Raw genomic sequence first — 23,713 nt, forward strand, 5'->3', positions numbered from 1 at the left:
CCTGCTTTCTCTTTTCTGCTTTTACTCTTCCTTTTCGATTCCTGCCGTCTCGATAATAAACTTCACGCTGCCTTTCATACCGTCGGACAAACCGCCGAATGACTGATAAGCTTTATCTGCATCCACAAGCGCCTTGGCCCGATCGATTGTTTCCTGAAAATTCTCGTCAAAAGCATCTGTCAACTTCTGGATTCCTTCTTCGTCAAACTCCTTCGCTCCATCTGCCAGCTTCTTCGCGCCTTCCGCCAGACTGGAAATACCGTCGGAAAGCCTTCCGCTTCCGCTTACCAATTGGCTCATTCCTTTCACCAAGCTGGCCGCGCCATCTGCTAACTGGCCGATTCCTCTTCCCAGCGTCTTTCCGCCAGTGAGCAGTTCTTCGCTGCCAGAAAGCAGCTGTTCACTGCCGGAAAGGATTTGTTCGGCTCCACTGCGAAGCTCCGCGCTCTTACCTGACAGTTCTGCCGCTCCATCCGAAAGTTGTCTCGTTCCTGTTTTCAGAGCACCGACGCCTTCGAAAAGCTGCGGCATAGCACCCTGCAACGCCTGCGCCAAAGAAGAACTTCCCGTTGCCACCGCTGTCGCGCCCTGATTCAGTCCGTCGTTATAAGCAATCAGCTGTGAAGCCCCGTCCGCCAAAGCTTGAATGCTTCCAGCTGCCGTCTGAAGAGTGGTCTGGAAAGCCTTCGGATCAGTGGTAATCTTAGAGGCTCCCTCTTGAAGACCCTGTGCAGCCGTTTTTAGACTAGCCGCGTTTTCCAAAAAAGTGCTTGCTTCCAGGTCAGGAATCTGAATCGCTTCCAATACCTTCGAAAGTTCCTGGCCTCCATTCGCCATTGCCGTTCCAATATCCCCAGATACATGAGAAACAATCGTTTCTACCTGACCAGCATCTAACGCGCCGCTGTCTACCAAGCTTTGCAGTTCTCTCCGTACTGAAGCTGCCGCCGTATTCTGAACCCCTGCGCTTAAGGTTCCATAAGAACTTTGCAGATCCGCCGCCGCGCCGCTTAGCTGATCTTTCATCTGTCCAAGCGCATCGTTTATCGTTTGCAGTACCTGCCCCAGACTATCGGCTATTTTTCCAGCATTCTCCGCAACCATTCCCGCACCGGAAGGAACATTGGCCAACGCCCCAACTAAGGTTCCCATATTGCTGTTTAATGCCCCTAATCCCTCTGCTATTTTCGTTGCATTGGCGGTATAAGAGGACACGCCGCCTTTCAGATTTCCCGCGCCCTCCACCAAAGCAGCAAGACCGCCCATTAATTCACTATCCCCAGCTGCCATCGCCTGCAGTTTTCCATACAGTTGCTCTACTCCTGCATCCACCTGCTTTGCTCCGCCAGCCAACTGATCCACGCCGCCTGTATAAAGATCGGTTCCTGTTTTCAGAGTTTCTGCTCCGCTTTTCAGCGTTTGAAGTCCTCCTGCCAAGGTCTCCATTCCCTCAATCAGAGCCGCCTTTTTGTCATCCATCTGATCAATTCCATCTTTCAAAGCTCCCGCACCATCGGAAGCGCTGTCCAGACCGTCGGTAAAGGTTCCAAATGCCTCCAACAATTCCTGCGCGCCATCGGAAAGCTCTCCGCTCCCCTCTACCAGCTGAGTGGAGGCGTCTTTCAATTTGTCCAGATCTTCTTTTAGACTGTCAAAATCTTCGTTTTCCTCTATTCCCAACTCACTCAAGGTGCCGGTGGCGGCAACCGTCGCAGTCAAAGCTAAGGTAAAATCATCTACATCCGCGGTAATTTCCACATAATCCGGAATCTCCACATCGGAAAGAGCTTCTACCTGGGAAATCCCCAAGCTATCTGCAAGTCCAGGGAAAGCCACGCCGACTACAATATTGTTCTTCCCGTCGGAGATCAGCTTTCCATTTTCCACCTCCACGTTAGTAAAATGGTCGCTGGATAAAAGCATACCGGTAATCATACAAAACGGAGTACAAACCGTATAAGCCTTCTTGTCGACCACAACAGTCTGCTCCGTATGGTTCGTATAATCAATCCGGATCTTCACCTGGCCGCTCTTGCCCGCCAGTTCCTCCGGTGAAATTTCCTTGCCGTCTAATTGATAGGTGAATTTCAGGGAAACCGGAAGAGGAGCGCTCGTCTCACCTTGATAATAGATATCTTTTCCTCCGGCCTGCCAGATCAACGCTCCATTTGCTCCGGATTCAAAAGTCTCGTCTCCCTTTACATTTTCAATCTTCGTCAAGGTACTATGATCGGTAATCGTAGCGCCTTTTCCCGTGTTCTTTAGCCACTCGCTGACCGTAATCTGATCAACCGAACCATCCGCGTTGGCATTGACATAAACTGTCTCTACTTTCTCCGCATTTTGCTCTGCGGCAAGCACGGTCGAAGTCGTGGTAGATAAGCCCAATAAAACTGCCAGGAAAGATGCGGCTGCCCGCCGCCCCCATTGATTTCTCATGTTTCATTCCTCCTAAAAATGCTCGGTACCAATGTAATATTGACTTTTTTATAAGGTAAGGAAAAGCATCCATTCCTCGGCTTCTGGGAAAGCCAGACGCTCCGCTCCTTCGGCGCTCTCGCGTCTGGCAGGAAGCATTCGCATTCCGGCCTTTCGGCCTTCTTGCTCATTCTTCCTGCTCCGTCCGATGTCCATGAATTCGGCATGTAAACATGCCTTATTCATGGCCGCCGTCCGGGGCTTTCCTCCTGAAGTTTTTGCTTGTTTTTATGATCCAGGGGTCAAACACGATAAACACGGCTGGAAGGAAGATCAATACGGCCAGCATACTGATAATGGCTCCGCGCGCCATCAACAGGCAAAGGGCGCTGATCATATCGATCTTTGAATAAATACCAACGCCGAACGTGGCGGCAAAAAAGCTAAAGGCACTGACCATCACTGGACGCATACTGGTCTGATGCGCGATGAGAACCGCTTCTTTCTTACTCTTCCCCGAACTTCGCTCCATCTCATAGCGGCTGGTCATCAAAATGGCATAATCAACAGTGGCGCCCAATTGAATCGTACCAATCACAATGGAAGCAATAAACGGAAGTTCCGTTCCCGTCAAATAAGGAATTCCCATATTGACAAAGATGGCACCCTCAATTACAATGACCAACAAAAATGGCAGACTGATCGACTTAAACACAAATACAATGATGAAAAACACGGCTAGGATCGAGACTGCGCTGACCACCTTAAAGTCTTTATTGGTAATCTCGATCAAATCCTTGGTACATGGCGCCTCGCCGACCAACATCCCTTCCGGATCATATCGCTTTAAAATGGAATTCAGTTGGGCAATCTGCTCATTTACCTCATCGGAAGCAGTGGCGTATTCATTGCTCACCAGCATCAATTGATAGTTCTCATTGGAAAGGATATCTTTCAGTGAACTCGGAATCATACTATCCGGAACCGCAGGGCCAATGATGGATTTCAACCCCAACACAGCCTTGACACCGTCCACCGCTTCCATCTCCTTACTCATATCCGAAACCTGTTTCGTCGAAAGATCGCTGTCCAAAAGGAGCATATGGACAGCTCCCATATTGAAATGGTCGGCCAGCTTTTCATTGGCAACAATACTGTCCAGGTCCCGCGGAAGCGTCCGGTCTAAATTATAATAGACGGCCGTGTGAGACTGACAGTAGACAGCCGGCACAAACAAAACCAAAAACACTACCGCTAACAGCTTATAATGCTTCAAAATAAACTCTGATACTTTCGGGAAATGGGGAATAATCTGGCGGTGGCGCGTCTTTTCCAACCATTTATCAAAAATCAGAATCATCGACGGCAGCACCGTCACACAGCAGATCACGCCGAAGATCACGCCCTTCGTCATGACAACGCCCAAATCCAATCCCAACGTAAAACTCATAAAGCAGAGAGCAATAAATCCAGCAACTGTGGTAACAGAACTTCCAACCACAGATTTTAATGTAGCCGCAATCGCCTGCGCCATCGATTCCTTTCGATCGTCTGGATACTCCAACCGTTTTTCCTGATAGCTATGCCACAGAAAAATGGAGTAATCCATGGTCACGCCCAACTGAAGCACCGCGCTTAGGGCCTTTGTAATATAGGAAATCTCTCCCTTCAAGAAGTTGGTTCCCATATTGTAAAGAATCGCGATTCCAATGCTAAACAAGAACAAAAACGGAATCAGATAGGATTCCATGGTCAAGGACAACACCACGACAGACAGTAAAACTGCAATGATCACGTAGATGGCAACCTCCGACTCCGCCAGATTCTTCGTGTCCGTCACGATCGCCGACATACCGCTCAAGAAGCATTGTTTTCCAGCCAAGCTCCGGATTTCCTCAATGGCATCCATGGTCTCATCCGCAGAGGTTGTAGTCTGAAAAATGATAAACATCATCGTGGCATTTTCTGAGTTAAATACATCCCGAATTTTTTCCGGCAGGATATCCATCGGTACGCTCAAATCCAAGATGCTGTCATACCAGACGACCTTTTCCACCTGTTCTACCTGTTCAATCTGTTCCTTTAATTTGGCAACATCCTTATTTTCCATGCCCTCACAGATGAACATTGAATATGCTCCGGTACCAAACTGGTCTACCAGAATGTCCTGCCCCTGCATGGTCTCAATCTCACCAGGCAAATAATACAGCACGTCATAATTTACCTTCGTGTGGATGTAACCATAAACCGATGGAATCAAAAGCAACAGACTGACGATAAAAATCGGGATTCGAAATCGAACAATTTTCCTCCCAAACCCAACCATAATGACCATCCCTTTCTTCTTGTTTCTTGTCTTATTTATGACCATTGGTCATTTCAAGAAATGGTTATACTCCAAAAATGACTGTTAGTCAATACTTTTTATGCAAATTAATACAAATCTGCCATTGTGTATTTGATATCTTAAATTTTTATTAAGAAAATATTGACTTATAGTCATTCTCACTTTATAATGAGTATAGTCTCCTGACCATTTATCTGATTTTTCTACTTAAAAAAGTCCAGGGGATACTCAAGAAAGAGTTTTGCTCTGCGAAACTCTCGCGCCGAGCGCGGCCGCCATCGGCGGCATCTTCCGTTCGCGCTCGTGCGCATCCTTAGCGGAGCGTTTTTTATTTCATAGAAAATTCCGACGGAATTTCCTATGAAATAAAAAGTGACCAAAACTGCAAATCCAGTTGATCTTGGAGGAGGAAGGCCGTCATGGGCAAAGTAGATGCGAACAAAAAGCAAAAAAGAGATTCCCTATTGGACGCCGCCTTTCGCCTATTTATAAAAAATGGCTTTTATAAGACTTCGATTTCTGATATTGTTGCCAAGGCCGGCGTCGCTAAGGGAACGTTTTACCTCTACTTTACAGATAAAGACGACATCCGCAACCACTTAATTTCCTTCAAAGCAAATCAAGTATTTCGGGCGGCATATCGAGATCTCTTAAAAGAAAACATAGAAGAATTTGAAGATCAGGTTATTTTTATGATCGATCATATCTTAAATCAGTTTTGTGAAGATAAAAGCCTCGTACTGTTTTTGTCCAAGCATCTAAGCTGGGGATTTTTCAAGGATGCCTTGATTGAGCCTGGAGACGACGAGTCTCTGACGATCTTTGATATCTATCAACGCCTGCTGGTCCGCTCCAAACGTACCTTCCGCAACCCAGAGGTTATGATCTTTATGATTTTAGAGCTTGTCAGCGGTACAAGCTATCACGCCATTCTCTACAATCAGCCCATGAATATTGACGAATTTAAGCCTTATCTCTACCGCTCTGTACGCAATATTCTCCGGGAGGAAACACTGCCGGACAACGAATCGATTTCATCCTAAATAAAAGCTGCCTTCAGCCGACTGTATTTACCCTTGTCAACAGAAGGCGCCCCATTCACGTATTCATAACAAAACGCACTCGCCGTATGGTTGGTGCGTTTTGTTTCTTTTTTGTCTATTTTTCTCATTATTTGTAACACTATGTTTCATCATTGGAAAATTATCTTTATAGTCGCTATAATAAAGCTATCTTTTGCACAAAGGAGCAATTACTTGTTATTAGAACGGTTAAAAACACTTCGACGGAAAGTGAATTTGAGTCAGCAGGACCTGGCACGGAATATTCACATTTCCAGGGAAGCCTACTCCATGTATGAGAACGGCCACCGACAGCCGCCCTATGAGACTCTAGTTAATCTAGCACACTACTACAATGTCAGTGTTGACTATCTGCTAGGACTCACTGAATGCCCTGCCCCTTCTTTAATCTTAAGTGAAGAAGAATATAAAATGTTAAATGAGTTCCGTTCTCTGGACAAAAGAGGAAAAGACGCTACTTTAGCAGTGCTTCAGTTTGAATACCATCATCAGCTGATGCAGAAGAAAACAATTCCACAAAAAAAGAATGCACACAAAAAAGACGATTCTAATATTCTAAATAGTCTTTGACTTGGTATTTCCTTTTTCGAAACACATTGTTTCATTTTTCTTGATTTCATGTCACTGTTGTAACGTTTCGTTACGAAATTGGTAAAATCCCTTTTCTACCGGTATAATTGGTCTATCTCATTTTAAAGGAGACCGCTTTTGTTGTTAGAACGCTTAAAGACCTTGCGAGAAAAAGCAAAGGTAAATCAACAAGATTTGGCCGACAGCATTCATACCAGCCGCGGTACCTATTCCATGTATGAAAATGGTCATAGGCAGCCCCCTTATGAAATTTTAGTCAGTTTGGCTGAATACTATCATGTCAGCGTCGATTATTTGTTGGGTCTAACCGATAATCCGGAAGTCCCGCCAAAAATTACCGAAGAAGAATACCTCCTTTTAAAAGAATTTCGGAGATTAGACAAACGGGGAAAACAAGTTGCGTTTGCCGTTATGGAAGCGGAATTTCGTCAAATGCTGCCCAAAAAGTCTTCCCTTGCTAAAAAAGAAAAATAGGATTTGGGAGCAGTTTTCTTTTTACCAAATGTTATATAGCCCACTGCGCTTCGCAGTTTTGGTACTATTTAAAGTTCTTTTCTCCAGGTTACAAAATGCTTTTCCAGTTTTCCTACCACCCAGACTACCAGCATGGCAGCCGCTGAAAGCAGCACAATCGGGGCAAACACGCCAGCCCCGTCTAGCTGGGTCATCATTCTCTTGCTAAAATAACCTAGGCCGCTCTGGGCGCCCAGCCATTCTCCAATTGCCGCGCCGATCACGCTGATCGGAACCGCCATCCTCACCGCTGAAAAGAATGACGGAATGGCCCACGGCACTTTCAACTTCCAAAAAATTTCCCACCGGCTTGCCCCGCAAGTTTCCATATATTCTTCCATCTCACGCTTGGTAGAGCGAAGTCCATCGTGGATAGTAATCGTTACCGGAAAAAAGGTAATCAGGATAGCGGCCAATACTTTACTCCAAATACTATAACCGAACCAAAGCACAAAAAGAGGCGCGATTGCCATGGTGGGAATCGTCTGGGATGCCACAATCAAAGGGTATAAAGCTCTCTCCGCCGTTGGATTCATATCCATGAAAACGGCAAGCAAAATTCCAAAAACCAGGGAAATCAAAAGTCCCAGTCCGGTAATCCCCATCGTAGCGGGCAGATGTACGAAAAGCAGCGGTTCCCGCAATTCCCAAAGTTTTTGCAGTACCTGCCATGGCGTTGGTAAAATATATTCTGCGCCGATCCACATGGCAATCCCTTGCCAAATCAACAAAAATCCCAGAATCACCAAACACGGAAGACCTTTGCTGCTTTTTTTCTTATCTCTTTTCATTTCTCGCTTCCTCCTCCCGAAGTCCGGCAATCAACTGCTCCTTTAAATTCTGAATCGCTGTATCTTCTAACATCTTTCGAGTTCTGGGAACGGGAAGGGGAACGGGAACACTGATCAGTTCCCGCACAGGCCGTCCCTGCAGTACCAAAATTCTTGTGGCGAGAAACAACGCCTCTTCCACATCATGAGTCACAAAAATCACTGTTTTCCCCAGATGTTCCCATTGCTTTGCCAACCATTCCTGCAAGGAAACCCTTGTCAGATAATCCAGGGCGCTAAAGGGCTCGTCCAACAAAAGCAGCTCGGAACCGGACAAAAGCGTGCGGGCAAAAGACGCCCTCTGACGCATTCCGCCGGAAAGCTCTCTCGGATATTTCCCGCTGCTGTCGCTGAGACCGACTTGCTCTAGCATCTCCTGAATTTTTTCTTTCTGTTCTGCCTTTGGCACTTTTTTCAATTCCAAGGGCAGCGCCAAATTTTTTTCTAGGGTACGCCAGGGCATCAACAGATCTCGCTGGGGCATAAAACCACTGTAACCCTTTCTCCCTTTCACATCGCTTCCATCCACTCGAATCACGCCGCTTTCCGGTTCTTCCAACTGGTGAATTAAGCGAAATAGCGTACTCTTCCCACATCCGCTTGCGCCGACGACGGCAACAAATTCTCCACGCTCTACCGCAAAGGACAAGTCCTCAAACATCCTCTCCTTCTCCTCTTCATAGCGGAATGTAACGTGCTCAAATTCAATCATTTTCTTCTCTTTCATTGGTTCTCCTTACGATAGAATAAAAAAACCGGGCTATGCCCGGTCTGAATGTTTTTACTGTCAATTCCTCCGTTGGCATAATCCACATCAGGTTCCAGGGTCGAAACGTTCTTTCCTCTCAGCCCAGATGGGCTCCCCTTGACATTTGATAATTTATTCTATTGTTTTACATCTCGCAGCACAATGTGAAAACCCTTTTCTCACTGCTTTTAGAGATATTCTACCACACATTCCATTCTATTTCTACTACTTTAACTTATCCTCTTAAAAGCATCCGGTCATTGGCCAATTTCTTCTTGCTGACTTCCGTATAGCAGGTTAGAAGCCGGTCCACGGTCATCTCTTCTCGTTCTTCTCCCGCCAGATCCAGGATGATTTTTCCATCGTCCATCATGATCGTCCGATTTCCAATGGCGAGAGCCGCCTGCATATCGTGTGTAATCATCATTGTTGTAATATTCCCCGCTTTCACCAATTCGATCGTAATGGCGAGGACCTTTTCCGCCGTGGCCGGATCCAAGGCCGCCGTGTGCTCGTCAAGAAGCAATAATTTTGGCTCGGCAATCGTACACATCAAAAGAGAGACTGCTTGCCGCTGCCCGCCGGAAAGCTGGCCTACCTTGGCTTTCAAGCGGTCCTCCAAGCCCAGATGAAGCCGCTCCAGCAAGGTCCGGAAATAATCCCGGTCGTCCCGACTAACTGCAAACAAGCTCTTTTTCGCTTTTCTTGTATAGGCCAGCGCCAAATTTTCCTCGATAGTCAAATTAGGCGCTGTTCCCTTTAACGTGTCCTGAAAGACACGGCCAATATCGTAAGCTCTCTTATAATCTTTCCAGGAGGTAATATTTTTGCCGTCCAGATAAATACTCCCCGCGTCTACCCAAAAAGAACCGGCAATCGCGTTAAAGAGAGTGGACTTTCCAGCGCCGTTAGAGCCGATGATGGTGACAAATTCTCCTTCCGCAAGCTCCAAATTCACATCGTTCAACGCCTGTTTTTCATTAGGCGTACCTGGATAAAACGTTTTCTTTAAATGATTGCAGGCAAACATCTAGCTCCTCTCCTTTCTCTTCCTATTTTGCTGACGAACCCACTGCTTCACGGCCGGCAAGGACAGCGCCAATGCCACGATGATAGCAGAAACCAGTTTTAAGCCGTAGGAAGGAAATAGTTTTACTTTTAGAGCAATCGCAATAAACATCCGATAGATCACAGAACCAAGAATCGCGGAAAACAGCCCCAGCGTAACCGAGCGGCGTCCCACAATCGTCTCCCCAATGATCACAGAGGCCAGACCGATGATCACCATACCGCTGCCATATCCCGCGTCAAAAAAGGAAAGCGACTGCCCGATCAGGCCGCCGGATAAAGCCACACAGGCGTTTCCCAAAGCGAGGCCGGCACATTTATAGATATCCGCGTTCACCGACGAAGAACGGACCATCTCTTCGTTATCACCGGTAGCCCGTATCGCCAACCCTTGGCGTGTTTTAAAGTAGACGGCCAGCGCCGCCGCCAATATCAGGCAGACCAGAAGGGGAAGCAAAATTTTGCTCTGGTTGGAAGTTAGGCCCAAGCCTTGCTCCATAGCCTGAAACAATGTTTCCCCGGTATTCGCGGAAACATTGGATTTCCCGGATGTGACAAAAAGATTGACCGAATAAAGGCCGGTCATGGTCAAAATGCCCGCCAAGATCGGATGAATTCCGATCTTCGTCTGAAGCAGTCCCGTTACCGTTCCAGCTCCCGCCCCTGCCAAAGCAGCCAGCACGAGGCCCAACAAAGGGTGATTCCCCGCTGTCAGCATCACGGAAACCGCCATGCCAAGGCCAAAGCTTCCATCCACAGTCAAATCCGGCGTATTTAACACTCGAAACGTAATATACACGCCTATCGCCAACACCGCATAGGCAAATCCCTCCTGAAGGGATCGAAGAAGCAGCACGCCCATCCTCTCTCCTATCTGGCCTCCGCCAACTCATTATGTTTTTGAATCACATCGCAGGACGCATCGAACGCAGCCTGCTCGCTTTCCGTCAATTGTAATGTCAAAATCTCTTCCACGCCGTTCTTACCGATAATTGCCGGTACTCCCGCATGGAAATCCCGTTTTCCATATTCACCGCTTAAGTAGGCGGAAACCGGAAATACACGCCGCTCGTCGTAGAGAACTGACTGGCAAAGTTCCGCAACGGCAGCCCCAATTCCAAACTCCGTGGAACCTTTTCCAATCACAATCTCCATCCCAATCTGGTGCGTCCGCTCCTCCAAGATTTCCAAGCGAGCCTTTCCATAGGTTTCCGGATGCTCCTCCATCAGCTGGGTCAAAGGCTTCCCCATCAATGTCACATGGGAAAGCGGCACCATCGAAGAATCTCCATGTTCTCCCATAGCAAAGCACTGAATGGAGCGCATGTCGACTCCGGTCAGCTCATGAAGGGTACGGCGAAGGCGCGCCGTATCCAGGGAAGTTCCTGTGCCAAAAATCTTTTGCGCCGGATAGCCCAGATGTTTTCTCGTATAATTGACCACAATATCGCAAGGATTGGAGATGGAAATAATGATACCATGAAACTTCGTCTGTTTTAGCTTTCCCACCACATCTTTCATGATATCGATGGTATCCCCCAACATATCCAGCCTAGTTTGACCGGGTTTTCTTGACACGCCAACGCTGATCACCAGAATATCTGCATCGTCGCAGTCCTGATAGGTCCCGGCATGGACGTTAACCGGGCGGCGCATAAAGGCGGTAGCGTCCGCCACATCCTTTGCCTGGCTGTCTGCTTTTTTCTCATCAATATCGATCAAGACAATTTCCCCACAGATTCCGGACGCCGCCAACTGTAAAGCGCACAGGGAGCCGACATGACCGGCCCCCAATATAACAATTTTACTCATCATCATTTCCTCCAGCCTTATTCGCCCAGGATCGTAAACTCGGATCTCATCGCATCCGTCAACTCAATATTCAGATCTTTCGCTGTTTTCGCATTGATCATCTTTGCATATTCTGCAATCTGTTCCACCGGATTTTCCGCAATCGTCTCGCCATTGACCAAGCGTTCCACCATCTGGGCTGTCTGCTTCCCCAATACCGTATAGTCAATGCCGACCGTGGCCAATCCGCCGTCGATGACCATCGAATCCGCACCCACGTAAATCGGAATTCCAGCCTCATTTGCCACCTGCAGATAAGCGGCCATCGCTGATGCTACCGTATTATCATTGGGCGTAAAGAACGCGTCCACCGATCCCACCAAAGAGGATGCCGCCTGCTGAACATCAGCCGTCCCTGTCACGGTAGCTTCTTCATATTTCAGGCCATTGGCGTCGCAGTAAGCCTTTGCCTTTTCAATGCCGGTCACGGAGTTGATTTCACTGGTATTATAGACCATACCAAAGGTTTTTACATCCGGCGTCAATTCTGCCGCCAGTTTGATGATATCTTCCACCGGAATGGAATTGGAAACGCCGGTAATATTCCCATCCGTTTTGTCGAGGGCTTCTACCAATCCCGCTTCCACTGGGTTGCTCACTGCCGAAAAAACAATCGGGACATCTTTCGTGGCTGACGCTGCCACCTGGGCCGTCGGCGTGGCGATCGGCACCAGAATATTCACGCCGTCGGTCAACATCTCCTGCACAATTGTCGGAAGCATCGTCGAATCGCCGCTGGCATTCTGGTAAACAATCTCGATCTTCCCCGCTTCTTCCAAAGGCTTTAGCTCCTCAACAATGGTCTCGTAGATTTGATTCAACGAAGGATGATCCATATGCTGAATAATTCCAATCTTATAAACCTCTCCGCCGGCAGACGCCGCAGTTTCAGCCCCCGTATCTGCCGCCGCAGCGGATGCCTCCGTTTTTCCCGCTGCGCTTGCCGTTGTGGCGGTATCGTCTCCGCTTCCACAGCCTGCCAGCATTCCCATCGCCATCAATACGCTCATACCACATGCCAACAATTTACATCTCTTCATTTTTCTACTCCTTTTCAAAATGAGGTGTCCTCAGGTCCGGTATTGGCCGCTTTCCTAAAAATAAAAAATCCCTATTCTGCTCATGCAGAATAAGGACAAGTTCATCACCTGCGGTACCACCTTACTTAATTCGTCTTGAATTCACTCTACCAGGAGTGCCAATACACCCCCTGCCCTTAACGCAGACAATACGTCTCGGATACTCGGCTGTGCCTTTCCCCTTGCCCTCAGCGGCCCATGTAGTACAACGCTTTCTGCGGTTTCTCAGCCTCCCCGCTCTCTGTAAGTGCTCTTTGCAATACCTTCTCCGCCTCTATGGTTTCTGAAGTGTTCTATTTTGGATATGATGTATTATACACACGGTTTTTCCGTTTGTCAACTATCGCTCCATATTTTTTTCATTGTCAGTCATCATTCCCCGAATCCCAAAAGAGACATTGCTTTCACGCTTATACACGATCACAGAAAACCACAACACGGCTTTTACCGCCCTTGGTACAGGTATACAAAACCAGATCGTGTCCGCTGTTGTACACAGTGTTAACATCCGTAGGCTGTAAAATCTCCGTTTTGACGACGGCGTAATCATTTATGACGCCATCCATATCAGTGAAAATTGCCGCTTCTCCCACGGAAAGCTGTTTCAGCAGGCCAAAGTGATTTTTATAGTTATGCGCCGCAATCACAAGATCATCGGTCCGGGAAGAACCAAATTGTCGGCATGGAGCAATTCGCAATCTTTCATAATCCCACTCTGACATGACGGGTAATTCCAGTTCCAATGTGGGAATGGAAATTGTCCCCACATAGGCATAGCCTTCCAATTCCACAACGGGCAATTCCGGATCAAGCGCCTCCACGGATTCTGATATAGCCGTCTCCATTTCCAGCAGAGCCGTATTGTCTGCCTTCCGTTCCTCCATAATAGACTGCACTCCGGCAAGCAAGCTTTTAGCGTTTCGCCCTGCCTGTATATCCGCATACCAGTTATAAAGAACCAAGGACAGCGCGGAAAGAAGCAGCGCTGTCCCTGTAATTATCAAGAGAAGTCCCGCTTTTTTACGCACAGTTCTTTCTCCGCTTTCTGGACATTACAAAGAGGCCAACGGCGATGAATGAAAAACCAAGGCCGCCCAGTACCGGAATAGGCCAACTCATTTGACCGGTTTGAATCAGGGACGCTGTATTTGTAATGGTAACAACGCCCTCCTTTGTGTGATAAGAGGGGGTATACCCCTTAGGAATACCAGTTTCCAGAACACTCCAGTCACCGCTGCCGTCCAGGTTATGCCAAGTATAGGACCAGTTATTCCCTGCACTTAGAATCCCCTTATCTACCGCCTGCTCACCATTATATAGAGTGACAGTGATACAGTCTGGGCGCTGGCCGTTTTTATTCTCTTCGTCGGACCACACCTTTTTCACCGTCAAATTTTCCGGTTCAGGTTTCGGTTCCGGATTCACAGGAGGAGTATAATCCCGGCTGTTGGTGATGAATACTGTGTTGCCTTCTGCCTTATAAGCGCTTTCATATCCGCTGACCGCTTCCTCTTCCACCGTCCACTGGTAACGGTCATCCAAGCCGTCCCAGGTATAGGTCCACTGGTTATCCTGGTTTAACTCCACGGTCTCATGAATGGTTCCATTGCATAGCAAATGTACCTGAACGCTATCCGGACGATCGGGATAGCCGTTGTCATCCCAGACTTTATGTACCGTCAGCTTCTCGTTCTCAATGCCCTCGGCCAAGAAGATCCAATCCACTTCACCGATGCGGTTGGCGTACTTATTATCCAGTTCGATTGGCACATCCAGTTCCACTTTCAGGTTACAGCTTTCCCCCGAATGCAGCGTTGCCAGGAACACATTGTTCGCCAATGCGGCCGCCTGATCTGGGGAAGATTCATAAATCAGTTCCGCCCCGTTGTAGATACGCATCGTCAGCTTCGAAAGAAAATCCTGCATGGCCTCCGCATGCTCATCATGAACTGCTGTCCGCAGGTAAAGCCTGATAAAATCGCAGTCCACCGCGGTATTTTTGATTTTGATACTCTCCGTCAGCTTATCACCGGGCATGACGTTTTTAAAATGATCAAATAGGTCCGTCGCCGTGTATCTGCTGCCAGGCTGAAATTCAAATCCCTCCGCAAGACTCCGAAAGGTCACGCTGGCATCCGCCGCAAAGGCAATAACGGAAACTCCCATGACCAGTATCATAGCCATAAAAAGTGCGGAGAGCCGTTTTACAAAATGTTTCATATCCGCACCTCCTTAATGTCCGTAGGCAGATATACTGCCCTCGGAAATGCTGACGCCCCACGCTGTCCCGGCCGCCCTTGCCGGGCTGCTCTGGATCGCTTCCGCGATCACTTCCATGACCTGCTTCCCGCCGTCAGCGTCGTCATAAACGCCAGTCAATGTGATGCCGGATGTGTCAATAAGAGGATACTCCGGAGATTGCCCAGCCTCAACTGGCAAGGTATAGTAGTAATAATCACCATATTTTACCCAGCCGGTACCCAACGTAAAGTCCGGAATTTCAGCCATACCTCCGATGTGTTGGAGCTCATCGTTGACACGATACGTCACCAGTTTCACCCGGATGTATGCTTCCGTGTCGCCTGTGTTGGTAACATTGACATTGGATTTTCTCGTGCCGTTAAAGTCCTCCGTCACAGTGCAGCTTACGTGAGACGGTGTGAATTGATTTACAACCGGCTCCGTATGGGCCAAAAGGTAGGCTGCCGTACCGCCGATTGTAAGCAGAACAAGAAGCAGGAGGGAGATTAGTAACATGCCGCTTTTACGCGTTTTTCGTCTACTTCTGCGTCTTGGACTGCCATTGGATAAACGTTTCTCTTGGTACATATTCCACCCCTCCTTTCTTAGTAATCCACACCGAAGATGTTTTTAACTACCTGGCTGAATCCATTGAGCCAATAGGAATTGTTCACGCTGTTGGTGCAGACAATGGAGCCTGCTGGGTTTGTGTTTGTAAGCAGCGCTGCGTTTCCATTGTCAGTGATATAACGCCAACTCCATCCGGCATCCTCTTGAATGGTATAAGAACCGACTGGCAGCTCATAAAGGCTCTCGCTGCCGTTGCCTACCATGGTGATTTCCGAATACTTCACGTCACCTTTATAGACCGCAAACACATAAGGTTCTCCGGTAACTCCGCCGGATTTGGTGACAGTAAGCTCACAAGTGTTGACATGAACGGTATAGTTTCCATCTGTATCAGGCGACGTGCAATCGTTTCCTGCCATCTCGCAAATTGTAGTAATCACCGCATCTTCCATGACAACGCCGTCTTTCTTAATTTGGACGGCCACATCAAAGTCGTGTTTGGGAACCATACCGGTAAAGCCACCGGATGTATAAGCGAACCTCAAGGCCGTTTCGGTATAGGGCGGCTCGCCATCTGCATCCGGAATGTCGATGTGGCCGCTGGTTTTATCCATCCAATCAAGCTGAATGGATCCACCTGTATCTGCGCCGAGTTCATAGGTTTCGCCATAGTATTTTTCCACATCATGGACCGTTGCTGTCACAGCAGGCTTGAGCACATGGACAGATACCGTTTGCTTTGTGGACGTGCCTGCCATAGAATTGACCGTACCGGCGGAATTTTCGCCATTTGTCTTGGGCGCATAGGTCACGTGAATGCTGTAGTCCGTACAGTCCCTAGCAGAAACAGTCTCACTGTCGACACCAGATACATTCACGCTAACAAAGTCATACTGCCACCCCGTCGTATCGGGGAGCTTGTAAAGATCACTGACTGCAACGGAATTCCCCTCGTAGATTGTCCTGTCAGAAACGGTAAAAGCTGGTTTTTGAATAGGGACATTAACCGTCGGGGTAGTGCCTGCATCTGCAAACTGCTCCACTTTATTGTCGTCTTTATCATAGACTGCGCTGTTTTCCCACTCGTTAGTTGGGACATCATTGCCGCCAATAAAGCCGGACTTGGGTGTTACCGCAAACTCTATGATCAGTTTCCTGCCATATGTGCCATCCTCCTTGACCGTATCAGATACAAAGTTTGCATTGTAATCAAAACCAGTGACCGATACCGTGCTATTGCTGATTGCCGCACTCACTCCGCTGGCCGGAACTGCATCCGCAAAGGTACCGTCGCTCCTGGCCTCTGCGGTGTACAGGTTGATCTCTGAAGGATCTGCCGGAAGATCAAAATATGGGCTGACCGTGTCTTTGACCACAGTCTGGCTGCCAAGGTCGATATTGGCCGTCTGGATATTGTCGCTGATGGTCTGGAAAATGTTGTTCAGGGAAGTGCTGTCGCTGGCGGTTAAGTAGTAATTGGCCGCGGACTTTGTAAAATTCTCCGTAATTTGATACCCAGTACCGTCACCGCCAAAACGGTTGCCTGGATTAAAACTTCCACGACTCAAGCCGATTGCCGTGGCATCGGAGGAGTTTGAGGAAAGATAGTTCAAAAAACGGTTTCCCGCCGCAATGTCGATCCCATCAAAATCATTCGTTCCAATCAGCGAACTCAACCACGAACCTCCCCAATAGCTTCCGACTGCGCCGGTGCACGGGATATCCGAATAAATGGTGTAATCCCACTTTTCTCCATAAAGCTCATTGGGGTTTGCGCCATTGAAGATCCCAACCGTATAGACGGTTGTTCCATCGTCCTTCAAGTTCTTGCCGCTGGCGATTGCATTGGTGGCAACTGTGGTGTTAAAGTCTGATTGGGTTGTGGGAACGCCGTCGGTAAAGACAATGACAACCTTTTGCCGCTTGGTATTTGAGCCGGTGTATCGGTAGCCGCTGCCCATCAAGTTTTCCGCCCGCTCCATGCCAGCGGCAACATTGGTCGCACCGCTTGGAGAATTGGGAAGGCCGTTGATTCCGCTCTTTAATGTCGTTTTTCCATTTTCATCCACATTGGTCCAGCCCCGCAGAGTAGACGCCGCAGAGCCAAAGGTGACAATGCTCATACGATGATCTGCTTCTGCGGAATATTTACCGGCAACCGCGTCAATAAAGTTATTTACCGCCTGTTTCATCGCATACTGACGGCGATCTGCATTCTGGCTTGTCGATTCGCCGTCAAAGCCGTACGCCATGGAGCCGGATTGGTCAAGCACTAACACAATATCGACTGGCGTCGTCTTGGTCGAGGTGGTAACGGTGCCGGTTGTATAAGCTTCCATGCGGATGGTATAGGAACCGTCCGCATTGGCAGCTGCCGTCTTGCTTAATTCCAAACCATTGTCCACGGTTTCCCCGGCAGCTGCTGGCGCGCGCATCAGGCGCTTTTCCGAAACTACGTCTACTGGCGGAAAAAAGGGACCGGCGTCTGTAAATACCACAGTTGCTCGTTCCTCCATGGGTTCCTCTGCAGAAACTGTCCATGTTCTTGTGATGGCCATACCAAGCAGGAGGGCAAGGCTCAGCAATAAACATATCATTCTTCTTTTTTTCATCTTGCCATCTCCTTATTCTTCTGGCCAGCCCTGGGCTTTCAGGGCCGTAGCTCCATTGTTGGCGGTCTGGACAGCATAGACTGTTACGTCTACCGTAACGGTACTATTCTGGTAGAGGTTACCCACGCTGGAATCAAAGCTGACTGCGGTAAACAAAGGTCCTGTCACCGCACCGGGAGCCAGGGCCTCCTGATAATAATAGTAACCGTCCTCTCCCAAAGTCCATCGAGTCTCGTCAAAATCCAGCGCGATCAGGTCCAAATCTACGTCCCCTTCGACACCGTCTGAGAACATGATTGCCTTTTCCACGCTGACACGCACCCAGGCCGCACTAGAGCCAGTGTTTTTTGCCTCAACGATCTTGGTGACCGCTGTGCCGGGCATGACGCCGCTGACGCCATTTTCTGGGAACAGAGTCGTCTTTTCTTCATCCGCCCATTCCCGTAATTCAATCTCAATCCCGCCCGATGTGATCACATTGTGGGCGGTGTCTTCCGCCGTGAAAAATGCCGTTGTCCCATAAACCAGCAGGGACAGGCATGACATAATCACGGCTGCTGCAAACAGTCTGCTTTTCATTGGCTTCACCTCACTAGGGTAGATTTATATTTCCATCGCAATGAAATATATTATGCAGATACGCCAAAAGCAGCGTCCCATGCGGCCTTGGCAGTGTCAAATCCATCCTTCTGCACTGCATAGCCATGGATGGTAATCTGGGTATTCTCCGCATTGATATCACTCCATCCGTTCACCGTATTGGCTGCATCGGAGATTTTAAAATTCTCAAAGACCTCCAGATCTTTATCCGCCTGTTCCTTGGCATACTCTTTGTAGTACACATTGGCAACGCCATCCAGCGCGGTCCAGCCATTGGCAAGGATCTGGGCAGAGATAGGCTTGTATCCGCCTTCCGCAGCTGCTTCATAAGCAGAGATACCGTTCTCAACCTTTACGAACACATAGCAGTCTTCACTGGCAGCATTCACATGAATGATGGGATCCTTGGTATACTCGTGGCCTGGTACCAGATGATAAGCGTTGGCCTGGTCACGATCCTTGCCTTCCGTGCTGTTGTCCACGTCCTGCTCATCCAACGTGATGGCTACAGAGCCCACTGTGAATGTGTTCGTTGCACTGTCCTGAGAGGTCAGATAGGCCATTGTTCCCAGTACAGAGGCGGCGGTTAGCAATACCGCACAGAACGTCAATAGCAGCGCTTTACTTTTTGTTTTCATGATGAAAACCTCCTTATATATATTAGGAGCCTTGCGGCATTACCCTTCATGTTTTGGGGAGCCCTTCTCCTCCGATCTCCCCTTCTTGTTCTTCTCTCCTTTGCCCTTGGAGGAAAACAGGTCCGGCAGAAAGGCCAGCAGAAACAGAAACGCCCCTGCAGAAATTGCCACATAGACACCTGGAGGGTTCTGAATATAATTGGCCACATAGCCCAGCTTGGGAATGGTAAACACCGGTGTGCCAATTATATTTTGGCAGGGAACCAGGGAACCGTCTTCCGCTTCATTCGCATCGCCTTTGGTACAGAAACGAACCACAGATGCGTCTATTTTATCTGGCACCACCTCCACGATACGGTGAGTAGCAACGGTATCCTCGTCCAGCAAAAAAGTAATCACATCACCGCTGCGCAATTCCATTGGGTCTACGTTTTTCACATAGATCAGCGCCCCAATCTGGTAGGTCGGCTCCATCGAGCCGGAAAGGACGGTGAACACTTGCAGGCCGATCAATCTCGCTCCTGCCAGCAAAAGCGCCAATATTACTGCCGCGCCAACTAAAATGAAAGTGAACCCATTCCATATTCTTTTCACCGTCTTGCTCATTGGCCTGAATATTTCCCTTCTTTTTCGCATGGCTTCGCCTAAGCTGGGACAGTATGTGCGTTTTGCCGGCATATCTTCCGCAAATTTGGAAATCCTATTGCCAGAGGCAGGTAAAATACTTCTTGCTCAATGGCGTATCGGAAAGATCGTAAGCCAACCAGCCCCCAAACGGATCATTTGCCATAGTCCACCAGGCGATATCGTGGAGTTTGTCACTCTACTAAACCGGCAAAAATAAAGCAACATTTGATTGTTCTTTGGAATGATTTCACCTATCATGACACCAAAGTATGACTGCGCAGATTATAACCCTGCTGCTGTCAACTTGTTCATGTTATCCCGTTTTAGCTCCATGGAGGAATGCACATAACGATCCAATGTGATTGCCGTTGTGGCATGTCCCAGAATCTCAGATAAAGATTTGATCTCAAATCCAACCTCAATTGCTCTCGTGGCAAATGTATGGCGAAGGGTGTGGCAGTGGATACCCTCCAATTCGCAGTCATGGGTGTATTTCTCCATACGGTATTGCAGCGTCCTCGGTTCCATATATTCCTTTGTCCCAGTCAAAACGTATGCCGCCGTGCTTTTAGGGTTCATCCGTTCACAAAGCTCAAATGCAAAATCCGTCATGGGGATGAGACGTACGGAAGTATCGCTTTTGGGCGTGCCGACCACAATCCTAGTCTTCGTACTTCCCACTGCCTCTGTATCTTTTAGCCTTTGCAAAGTCGCCGCAATACGGATAGCCCTTTCTGTCAAAGAAATATTCTCCCAGCGCAGCGCGCAAAGTTCCCCAATACGCATACCGGTAAAAAGAGCCAGAAGAACTCCAAATTTGCATTCGTCCATATCTTTCATCAGGTATTCCATAAACCGTTTCTGCTCTTCACGGGATAAAACACGCATTTCTTTTTTTCCTACCTTGGGATAGTTCACCTCGACTGCAGGGAATGTACCAGGAAACACCCCCACCATATATTTCAAAATCCCATGTAAAACAACCAAAATATCATGGACCGTCTTAGGCGCCAATTCACCCTCAAAAAGTAATTCTCTGGTAAACTCGTCAATAAGAGCCGTCGTAAACCCTAGAGGAAAGCACACACCTAGTTTCGGTTTGATATGCCGCTCTAAGATGGTGTTATATTTGATATAGGTAGCCTCCTTAATCCTTGGCTTGCGCAACCGTAACCATTCGTCGCAGTAGAAGGAAAACCGATGGCGAGAGTTGGAAGTGACCAGGGGAGCCCCGTTCGCCAAGGCAGCTTTACATTTTGTCACCTTCTCTTTTGCCTCCCGGTAGGTCCTTCCGTAGCAAAATCCGTATTTAATTTTTCCAGATACCTCGTATCCCTTGATATACCGGGCCTCCCAGCGGCCATCCTTTCGCTTAAAAATATTTTCTCCTTTTGCCAATTTTGTTGACCTCCTCATACATTTTAAACAGCTCTATTTTACTCGATAGAAAAGCGCTGCCCTGACTGCCCAATTGACTGCGCAAAGGAAAAAATCCTGCCTTCCTTGATGGAATCACATATGCAAAATTCACATTTGGGGAATTAAGATAGAGTTTTTATCCCAATTTTAGTACGATCTATTGATTTTACCGATCATGTGTGTTATAATATCTTCGCATAAAACGAATGTAACAGACTCGCGGAGTGACAAACTCCACGAAATTTTTCAAATAAAATCACGCCATAGCGAATGCCCCTTACGGGAACTTGCTATGGCGTGTTTCATATTCTTGAAATGATTCATGACTTGATGATGCTGTGTCCCATTGATGGAATCAGAAAAATATAGTAGACTAAAAAGAAGAAAAAGAAAGGAATCCTATCATGGCCGAAAATAGAAGAACCCCAAAACTTGTCGATGAAATCTCCGCAGGCCCCTGCCTGTTTGCCTGGGAAGAATATTGGGAGGAAGACGACGCCGGTTTTTGCTGCGTCGACTATGTACTGGAAAAACATACCCGTCTGGTAGCTCTTGATGCCAATACCAGACAGCAGCTCTTTGCATACCCTTTCGATGGTAAGGAATATCCCAAAAATCTAGAATATAAAAATCAACGCGTCGTCGCTGCCTTTCACCAAAGCTGGGACAGGAAAACCCTTGTGACAATCGATCCCAATACCCTTCAAATCCTATCGGAAGTCACAGAAGAAGATACGTAAATCCCCCTTTCGCTCCCCTACGGATTTCAGTACCAAAAGACCTCGCACGAAAAGCTGCCGGAATATTTTGTATTTGCAGGGGCATTAGTACTTCTTCGATTTCGGGAATTTGTCTTACGAGCAAAAATAAGACTGTTTGAGCGCAGCGAGTTTCTTATTTTTGTGAGTGCTTTTCACAAATTACCGAAATCCTAGAAGTACTTGCCCCGAAACTCTACAAAATATTCCGGCAGCTTTTCGTGCGAGGTCTTTTGGTACCGGACTCCGTAGAGGAGCGGAAAGACACTTTAATCATTTAGCACCTGTTTGCTTTTCCACTTTCCGCTTTGAAACCGGAAAAGAAAAATCACGGCTCGGATCGTCCAGTCGCAAAACATGCCAATCCACATGGCCACAATTCCCATCCCCACTACCTTCACAAGAAAAATGCTCAGGCTAACTCGGCACAGCCACATAGAACAAGTGCTGACGATCATGGCAAAACGGACGTCTCCGGCAGCCCGCATTCCGTAAGCAGGAATAACGGCCACAGCCCATGTAAAACACTTGACAAAGCAGATCAGCCAAATTAGACGGCCGCAAAGCTCCGCACTTTCTGCTTCCATTCCTGCCAACGTTGTGATCCCCTTTACTGCTATCCCCAAAGTTACGCCACTAATGAGCACCACAATTTCTGCATATCCTGTCAATTTCTTTATGTAAAACTCCGCTTCTTCCATCCGTCCGGCGCCGATACACTGTCCCACTACCGTAACCAACGCCAGTCCAATTCCCAGGGCGGCGGTACTGCTGACATACTCCAAAGCCTGAGTCATCGCCTGAGCCGCCAGAGCAGTCGTACCCAGGGTGGATAGGGTGGACTGAATGGCCAATTTGCCAAACTGAAACATTCCATTTTCAATGCCGTTGGGAACAGCAATTGCCAAAATTGTTCCAATCATCGCAAAATTCGGCCGAATTGCCCTGCAATCCCGAACAACCACTTTCCGGCCCGGTCTGCGCAGAAAAGCTAACATCACCACCGCAGAAAATACCCGTGAACCAAGGGTCGCGATGGCCGCTCCGGCGATTCCCATCCGAAAGCCAAAGATCAAGAGGGCATTTCCTATGATGTTCAGCACATTGGAAATCACAGAGACCGTCATGGGCAAACGGGAATTTCCCTCCGAACGATAAATCGCGGCCGCTGTGCTGTACAGGGCAATAAAGGGATAAGATAAGCCAGTATAGAAAAAATAGACGAGAGAGTCGGCCATCACAGCCTCCTCCACGCTGCCAAAGATCAAGCGCAGCAGCGGAGTCCGAAGTCCCACGCAAAATACGGTAATTCCAAGGGAAATGGCAAGAGTAGCTAACAGCACCTGCCTGGCCGATTCGTTCGCCTTTTTTTCGTCTCTGCGTCCCAGATACTGAGAGCAAATCACCGTGCCGCCCACCGCCATAGCGGAAAAGACCATGAGAACCAGACTATTGATCGAATCGACCAGCGAAGCGGCGGAAATCGCCGCAGGACTGACATTGCTGACCATCATCGTATCCGCTGTCCCCATCAAAGAATTTAAAAGCTGCTCGATCATCAGCGGGAAGATCAACGCCATCAATGCTTTTTGAGAAAACATAGCGTCGGCCGGAAACCGATTTTTTTTCTTTTGATATATTTTCCCGATCGCCACAGCTCCGGCTCCTTTCTCTCCCGTATCATCCTGCCTTTATTATACACTAGTCTCCCCAATAATCTA

General features: G+C 48.1%; 22 protein-coding genes and 1 riboswitch. Of the genes, 4 read left to right on the top strand and 18 right to left on the bottom strand.

Annotation, left to right across the window (positions count from 1 at the left end):
- Positions 1-21: 21 nt before the first annotated feature.
- The 3 genes from ACCC71_RS12630 to ACCC71_RS12640 are packed head-to-tail and all read right to left on the bottom strand — an operon-like array spanning position 22 to position 4,744.
- Complete coding sequence (locus tag ACCC71_RS12630; RefSeq protein WP_434309982.1) at positions 22-2,439, bottom strand: hypothetical protein; 2,418 nt, start codon at positions 2,437-2,439, stop codon at positions 22-24.
- 48 nt (positions 2,440-2,487) lie between these two features.
- A complete protein-coding gene (locus ACCC71_RS12635) occupies positions 2,488-2,664 on the bottom strand; it encodes a hypothetical protein (RefSeq protein WP_434309983.1) in 177 nt (58 codons plus the stop codon).
- On the bottom strand, positions 2,657-4,744 hold the full coding sequence (locus tag ACCC71_RS12640; RefSeq protein ID WP_434309984.1) for an efflux RND transporter permease subunit: 2,088 nt from the start codon (positions 4,742-4,744) through the stop codon (positions 2,657-2,659). Before ACCC71_RS12640 ends, ACCC71_RS12635 begins: the two co-directional genes overlap by 8 nt.
- Positions 4,745-5,184: 440 nt before the next feature.
- On the opposite strand from ACCC71_RS12640, the gene ACCC71_RS12645 reads away from it, so the two are divergent.
- The 3 genes from ACCC71_RS12645 to ACCC71_RS12655 all read left to right on the top strand — a co-directional run bounded on the left by ACCC71_RS12645 (position 5,185) and on the right by ACCC71_RS12655 (position 6,912).
- On the top strand, positions 5,185-5,808 hold the full coding sequence (locus tag ACCC71_RS12645) for a TetR/AcrR family transcriptional regulator (RefSeq protein WP_434309985.1): 624 nt from the start codon (positions 5,185-5,187) through the stop codon (positions 5,806-5,808).
- 141 nt (positions 5,809-5,949) lie between these two features.
- Positions 5,950-6,417 carry a helix-turn-helix domain-containing protein gene (locus ACCC71_RS12650; RefSeq protein ID WP_434309986.1) on the top strand — a complete coding sequence of 156 codons (468 nt, stop codon included), beginning with the start codon at positions 5,950-5,952 and terminating at the stop codon, positions 6,415-6,417.
- A gap of 141 nt (positions 6,418-6,558) precedes the next feature.
- On the top strand, positions 6,559-6,912 hold the full coding sequence (locus tag ACCC71_RS12655) for a helix-turn-helix domain-containing protein (RefSeq protein WP_434309987.1): 354 nt from the start codon (positions 6,559-6,561) through the stop codon (positions 6,910-6,912).
- Positions 6,913-6,980: 68 nt separating this feature from the next.
- Here the strand turns inward: ACCC71_RS12655 and ACCC71_RS12660 are convergent, their stop codons facing one another.
- The 14 genes from ACCC71_RS12660 to ACCC71_RS12725 form a co-directional block, all read right to left on the bottom strand.
- The gene (locus ACCC71_RS12660) at positions 6,981-7,742 is read right to left on the bottom strand and encodes an ABC transporter permease (RefSeq protein WP_434309988.1); all 762 of its coding nucleotides are present in this window, start codon (positions 7,740-7,742) and stop codon (positions 6,981-6,983) included.
- Positions 7,729-8,508 carry an ABC transporter ATP-binding protein gene (locus ACCC71_RS12665; RefSeq protein ID WP_434309989.1) on the bottom strand — a complete coding sequence of 260 codons (780 nt, stop codon included), beginning with the start codon at positions 8,506-8,508 and terminating at the stop codon, positions 7,729-7,731. The genes ACCC71_RS12660 and ACCC71_RS12665 overlap by 14 nt, the downstream gene beginning before the upstream one ends.
- Positions 8,509-8,554: 46 nt before the next feature.
- Positions 8,555-8,657, bottom strand: a riboswitch (TPP riboswitch).
- Positions 8,658-8,764: 107 nt separating this feature from the next.
- Complete coding sequence (locus ACCC71_RS12670; protein WP_434309990.1) at positions 8,765-9,559, bottom strand: ABC transporter ATP-binding protein; 795 nt, start codon at positions 9,557-9,559, stop codon at positions 8,765-8,767.
- The gene (locus tag ACCC71_RS12675) at positions 9,560-10,459 is read right to left on the bottom strand and encodes an ABC transporter permease (RefSeq protein ID WP_434309991.1); all 900 of its coding nucleotides are present in this window, start codon (positions 10,457-10,459) and stop codon (positions 9,560-9,562) included.
- 8 nt (positions 10,460-10,467) lie between these two features.
- Complete coding sequence (locus tag ACCC71_RS12680) at positions 10,468-11,409, bottom strand: L-lactate dehydrogenase (RefSeq protein ID WP_434309992.1); 942 nt, start codon at positions 11,407-11,409, stop codon at positions 10,468-10,470.
- Between the two features lie 17 nt (positions 11,410-11,426).
- Positions 11,427-12,488, bottom strand: a complete 1,062-nt coding sequence (locus tag ACCC71_RS12685; protein ID WP_434309993.1) for an ABC transporter substrate-binding protein — start codon at positions 12,486-12,488, stop codon at positions 11,427-11,429.
- 449 nt (positions 12,489-12,937) lie between these two features.
- Positions 12,938-13,555 carry a sortase gene (locus ACCC71_RS12690; RefSeq protein ID WP_434309994.1) on the bottom strand — a complete coding sequence of 206 codons (618 nt, stop codon included), beginning with the start codon at positions 13,553-13,555 and terminating at the stop codon, positions 12,938-12,940.
- Positions 13,548-14,747: a Cna B-type domain-containing protein gene (locus ACCC71_RS12695; RefSeq protein WP_434309995.1), complete on the bottom strand. Its 1,200-nt coding sequence runs from the start codon at positions 14,745-14,747 to the stop codon at positions 13,548-13,550. The genes ACCC71_RS12690 and ACCC71_RS12695 overlap by 8 nt, the downstream gene beginning before the upstream one ends.
- Positions 14,748-14,759: 12 nt before the next feature.
- On the bottom strand, positions 14,760-15,356 hold the full coding sequence (locus ACCC71_RS12700) for a hypothetical protein (protein ID WP_434309996.1): 597 nt from the start codon (positions 15,354-15,356) through the stop codon (positions 14,760-14,762).
- A gap of 17 nt (positions 15,357-15,373) precedes the next feature.
- On the bottom strand, positions 15,374-17,950 hold the full coding sequence (locus ACCC71_RS12705) for a vWA domain-containing protein (RefSeq protein ID WP_434309997.1): 2,577 nt from the start codon (positions 17,948-17,950) through the stop codon (positions 15,374-15,376).
- Positions 17,951-17,962: 12 nt separating this feature from the next.
- On the bottom strand, positions 17,963-18,529 hold the full coding sequence (locus ACCC71_RS12710; protein ID WP_434309998.1) for a hypothetical protein: 567 nt from the start codon (positions 18,527-18,529) through the stop codon (positions 17,963-17,965).
- A 50-nt stretch (positions 18,530-18,579) separates the two neighbouring features.
- Entirely contained in the window at positions 18,580-19,188 is a 609-nt protein-coding gene (locus tag ACCC71_RS12715; RefSeq protein WP_434309999.1) for a SipW-dependent-type signal peptide-containing protein, read from the bottom strand.
- A gap of 39 nt (positions 19,189-19,227) precedes the next feature.
- Positions 19,228-19,794 carry a signal peptidase I gene (locus ACCC71_RS12720; RefSeq protein ID WP_434310000.1) on the bottom strand — a complete coding sequence of 189 codons (567 nt, stop codon included), beginning with the start codon at positions 19,792-19,794 and terminating at the stop codon, positions 19,228-19,230.
- Positions 19,795-20,097: 303 nt separating this feature from the next.
- Complete coding sequence (locus ACCC71_RS12725; RefSeq protein WP_434310001.1) at positions 20,098-21,213, bottom strand: tyrosine-type recombinase/integrase; 1,116 nt, start codon at positions 21,211-21,213, stop codon at positions 20,098-20,100.
- A 425-nt stretch (positions 21,214-21,638) separates the two neighbouring features.
- On the opposite strand from ACCC71_RS12725, the gene ACCC71_RS12730 reads away from it, so the two are divergent.
- Positions 21,639-21,974 carry a hypothetical protein gene (locus tag ACCC71_RS12730; protein WP_434310002.1) on the top strand — a complete coding sequence of 112 codons (336 nt, stop codon included), beginning with the start codon at positions 21,639-21,641 and terminating at the stop codon, positions 21,972-21,974.
- A 287-nt stretch (positions 21,975-22,261) separates the two neighbouring features.
- On the opposite strand, the gene ACCC71_RS12735 is transcribed toward ACCC71_RS12730, so the two are convergent.
- Positions 22,262-23,647, bottom strand: coding sequence for an MATE family efflux transporter (locus tag ACCC71_RS12735; protein WP_434310003.1), 1,386 nt, complete (start codon positions 23,645-23,647; stop codon positions 22,262-22,264).
- Positions 23,648-23,713: the final 66 nt, after the last annotated feature.

Origin of the sequence: Hominifimenecus sp. rT4P-3 (genome assembly GCF_051055405.1) — a bacterium.
In the GTDB taxonomy this organism is placed as follows: Bacteria; Bacillota; Clostridia; order Lachnospirales; family Lachnospiraceae; genus Pseudolachnospira.